Raw genomic sequence first — 4636 nt, 5'->3', positions numbered from 1 at the left:
GTTAATGCTAAATTGAGGAAAGAACTTCAACTTATTCTTTTACAATTCTTGACAACTCCTAAAAGCGCAATTATTGGTAACGGTCTCGGCTATGAGTAGTTGCGTGGTTTAGTACTTAACTTAGCAAGTACACACCAAACTGAAAATCCTTGCGGATTTTCAGAAGTAAGCGAGAACAAGCAATTACTTATAGCCATTGTTGTGCTTTCGTTTATTTATTTTGGTTTTGAATATTCGATTAACTCCTCCACATAGTGAAAATCACCTTGGTTTTGAGTTAGTTTTATGAAATTTTTTACAGAAGGTGCGTATAACCAAACTTCTGTTTCATTTGCGTTATATCCTCTGGAATTAGTCGTTTTTCCAGTGTATTTAATTGTGTAGGCCATAAATGTTCCCGCTTCTACTGTTTCTTCTTGGTATGATAGTACTTCGGCATTCTGACTTTGGTTTCCAGTAGTTCCGTCTTGACTTGTCCAACTGTTTTCATATTTCCATTTTTTACCTACTTCAAGAGGCCAGTCGTACTTTGGTGTTTCGCTTACTTCTGGTTTAACGATTTCGGTAACGGGAATAGTATCTTTTCCAATAGTCATACCTAAGGTTCCGTCAAAACTTACTATTTCTCTTGTATCTGTTCCATCAGAGCGTACTTCTCCTTCAGTAGTCACACCTTTATATTTCCAGACCCATTTCTCACCAACCTGATAATCAGTTAGAGTTGGCTGGTTGGTTGTATTTGATTTAGTTGAGTTCTTACAGGAACTAAATAATACTAATGCAAGTAATAGTAGAATTTGATTTTTCATTTATATTTATATTGTTTGTACAATAGGACGTGTAAGATTTGTTACAATTATTAAATGTGAACTCCAAGTATAGGATTATATACGTTTGAAGTCAACTTTGGTTATTCTATTCCAAAGATTGGTATTCAATATCTATTAGTTCGATTAATTCTGATATGCTCTTTTTTAATAAAACTGATTGCCTTGTATAATAATTAAGTTGTCTCGATGAAATATAAATATCAGCTAATATTCGTTTGTCTGTAATTGTAATTGGTGAGCCAAAATCACCATATTTTATTTCATATGCATATTTATTTCTTAATTCTGTGGAACGATCCAACACATCTTCACCAATAGCTATGTTATTTTGAACTTCCAATTCATAGATGTTTTGAATATTATTAAATAGTTCACGATTGCTTATTATGTTTGATTTTCCTTCGGATATCATTGAATTATAAGTTCCGATTTTTGGTCGAAATTTTCTGTCTGTAAAGAAAATATATTCTAATTCAGATACTCCTTCCACTATAGGAAGCTCACCAATAATCTCCTCGAATATCAAGTCAATAGTTATATCTTGGGACATTAATTGAGCAATTCGCCATTTATGATCATTAATTATTTGAGATAAGAATAATGTATCTTGTATTAAATCACTCTTTATTTCTTTTAGATAGACTTTCTCTGCATCTCGTGTTTTTTTTAATTCATTCGAATTATTGATACTTAGCGCAATTAAAATTCCAATTACGACGAGTATAATTTCACCAATAGCATAAAGAAGATAATTAATGACCTTTTTATCCTTAATCATATTCTGTCTTATTTTTCTAAAGAATTTTGCCATTGGTTAATGTTTGATTTAAATGAAGCACAACGGTTTCGGCTATGGTTTCGTTGTGGAATCATCCGCAGGATTATTCCGCCGAAATCCAGCCGTTCGATTTATACTTTTATTTTGGTGTGGCACAAAACCACAATGAATTATAGCCATTGTTGTGCTTTCGTTATTTTTAAAATTCATTATTACATACTTTACATATTATTTCGTTTTCACCTTAAACTAATAATGTATCCTATTACATTTATGGCAGGAATACTTATTTTCCATTATTATTGAACATATACCTGTAAATCTTTAAATCCCCATTTTGATCGGGTTTTAATATCAGCAATCCTTTCACTTCAAAGTTTCCACTTTCAGCCGTCTTTGGATCTTTCCAGCTTCCTATATTTCTAGTTCGGGCGATACTATATTCACCTGCCGTGATTACTTCTTCAATGATGAACTGTTCATTAAAGTCAAGGGATTCAAACCATTTGAAACTTTCTATGATTTCTTTACGGCCTTTAACAATTGGTTTCCCCTCCGGTAGGATCATCGCATCGTCGTGGAAGCAGTCTGCCATCTTTGAGAATGATTTACTGCCCACAGCACTCCCATATTGATCAAGCACTTCCCTAACGTCCTTTCCTAAGGTGCTTTCTTGTGCATGGGTTAAAGTTATTGATACGAGGGAAAAAAAAGTTAAAAGTGTAAGTAGTTTTGTTTTCATGTTGAAAAATTTTGAGGGTTTATTAAAACTATTCCTATTCATTCTCAAAGTTAGTTAATAGCTCTCGGCTTATTGTTATTAAAAGGTTCCAATACTTGATTTGGTTGATTATAATGAAGCACAACGGTCTTGGCTATGATCTCGGCGCGGTGTTAAGGGCGAAGCTCAGCGGTGGGTTTCCTGCCTTGCAGGAAAAATTAGCGCCGGGAAAAGCGAGCCCTGACCGTTTCACATTCTAGCCAGTTCCTTGTTTTATTTAAATGTAGGAAATTTCAGGGAAGTACTAAAGCAGCGCTGGATTATAGCCGTTGTTAGCTACAGTTTATTTTTTTATTCTTTTCAATTGCCTTTGGTATATCCTTATTTCAAGGATAGTAAGAAAAATCAAAATCAATAATAAAATTGCTATCCCATAAATTTTAGAGTTTATGGTTCCTGAATTTATAGAATAGATAACATTAAGGACTAAACTTATTATTAGGAAACAAGCAATTAGGAAGGTAGAAAGACTATAACGGATTTTAATTCTCTGAAAATTATTCTTCTTAAATCTTAAAATAAGTTTTGGCATAAAAAGCTCGAAAATGGTTCGTATTCTACTAATTGTCATTTTGTTATCATTTTCGGAAGCTAGAAACTTTTTTTCATCAAGAACATAAAATGACGTCCTTTTAAAGTCAAGTGATGTATTTCTTTTCGAAGAGGATTCTCGAATTGACTTTTCAATTATGTCATTTGCAAGATGATTTAGATTTATTGTCTTGAAGTACACTGATTCTTTTTAATTGTAGCTAACGTGTTTGTATATGGAAAGTTGCGTGTTTGAGTGAGAGGATTTTCCGAAGGAAAATCAGACGTGGCAAACGTGCAACGACCTTTGTTTTAGCACAACACCAGCAATTTTTTATATACGGTGTTGGCTACAGTTATTTTCTTTTAAATAATCTTCTGAATCCAAGAAATGCAATTAAAATTCCAATTGCATACACCCAGTAATTTTCATCACTTTTCTCTTTATCAATTTCTGTGTTTTCTTGATTTAGAATAGTCCTATTTTCAAGATTATTTATAATTAATTCTTTTAATTCACTCGAATTAATTTTTCTATCTACTTTGTTTAAGTCAATTTCTAAACAGTTTAAATTGTCTCTTTTTATTTTTTCTAATTTTTCAGTTCCTATGAAACTGGTAACTGCTAATTCAATTAACCATTTTTGATTTGATTCTGTTTTTTCAATTATAACATCTGGACTGTAGTCAGATAATGTAACTTCAATTTCCGATTTTGAATATTCAAAATATTTATTGTCAGCTAATCTTATTGAATTGTTTTCGGCTACTATTTGTTTTGCTAAAAGATGAAGAGCCGTTTCAATTCCGCCTTTACAATCAGATTCAATTTCGTGTCTAAAATGTATTTCCCTTTTGTTATTTTTATTATTTACAGCGATTAACTTTTCTCCACATTCTACACATTCGCAATTACATTTCAATCCATTTTCAACTTTTGAAATATGAGCTATTTTTTCAGTTCCAATTATTTTTCCTAATGTGATTTTAGCACTCATTTCTTAAATTGTAGCCAACGGTCTTGGCTATGATTTCGTTTTGACTTAGCAGCGAGCCCAGCGTTGGGTTTCCTGCCTTGCAGGAAAAATTAACGGAGGCAAGGCGAGCTGCCAGGTTTAGCCTTTAACCTGTTTCTTTATTTTAAAAATAGAATAAATATTTGAAGTTGGTCTCAGCCAAAATGAATTATAGCCGTTGTTGTGTAACGTTATTATAGATAAATGGTGTTATCCTCCTTTAGCCTTTTTAATATTTCACGAGGAGACTCATTTAAAATTGAAATCATATACCCAGAAGTTTTCGCATACCTTTTTTCCAATGCTTCAGAATTTCTTTCTCGAATAGAGATATCATTCCAATTCTTTTGTATTTCTTCAATCAACTTAAGTGCAGTTTTGTCATCAATCTGCTTCCAGTCTTTAAGACTTTCGTATGTTATTCTTTCAACGAAATCTTCAAGATTTTCTGATCTCCAATAATTCTGAAGATCATAAATTTCTATAGGATTGTTCGTATTTTGATTGATAGATTTAACGGCCTCCTCTTTTGAGATATAGCCGTTCTCGTACTTTTTTATTAGCGCAGTAACAATCTTTGATCTATTAACCATAAATAATGTTGCACAACGGCCCTGGCTATGCGTTCGGCGCTGCTTTACGGCGTTGTGCCCGCGGTTGGTTTTCCGGGCTTTCCGGAAAAGATTAGCGAGGGAAAGGC

5 protein-coding genes are annotated in these 4636 nt (G+C 32.8%); all 5 read right to left on the bottom strand.

The genetic code is table 11. The features are described 5' to 3' along the window. Positions 1 to 215: 215 nt before the first annotated feature. The gene (locus tag ACA086_RS14805) at positions 216 to 809 is read right to left on the bottom strand and encodes a hypothetical protein (protein WP_371004125.1); all 594 of its coding nucleotides are present in this window, start codon (positions 807 to 809) and stop codon (positions 216 to 218) included. 106 nt (positions 810 to 915) lie between these two features. Further along, complete coding sequence (locus ACA086_RS14800) at positions 916 to 1641, bottom strand: DUF6090 family protein (RefSeq protein ID WP_371004124.1); 726 nt, start codon at positions 1639 to 1641, stop codon at positions 916 to 918. Between the two features lie 253 nt (positions 1642 to 1894). Continuing rightward, positions 1895 to 2350, bottom strand: coding sequence for a hypothetical protein (locus ACA086_RS14795; protein ID WP_371004122.1), 456 nt, complete (start codon positions 2348 to 2350; stop codon positions 1895 to 1897). A 926-nt stretch (positions 2351 to 3276) separates the two neighbouring features. Beyond that, the gene (locus ACA086_RS14790; RefSeq protein WP_371004120.1) at positions 3277 to 3918 is read right to left on the bottom strand and encodes a hypothetical protein; all 642 of its coding nucleotides are present in this window, start codon (positions 3916 to 3918) and stop codon (positions 3277 to 3279) included. Between the two features lie 212 nt (positions 3919 to 4130). Further along, positions 4131 to 4636, bottom strand: a 506-nt coding sequence (locus tag ACA086_RS14785; RefSeq protein ID WP_371004118.1) for a hypothetical protein, incomplete at its 5' end; no start/stop codon positions are given.

Origin of the sequence: Muriicola sp. E247 (assembly GCF_041358175.1) — a bacterium.
GTDB lineage: Bacteria > Bacteroidota > Bacteroidia > Flavobacteriales > Flavobacteriaceae > Muriicola.
Note: the sequence above shows the minus strand (reverse complement) of the source record. Positions and strands in the feature narration are given on the sequence as shown.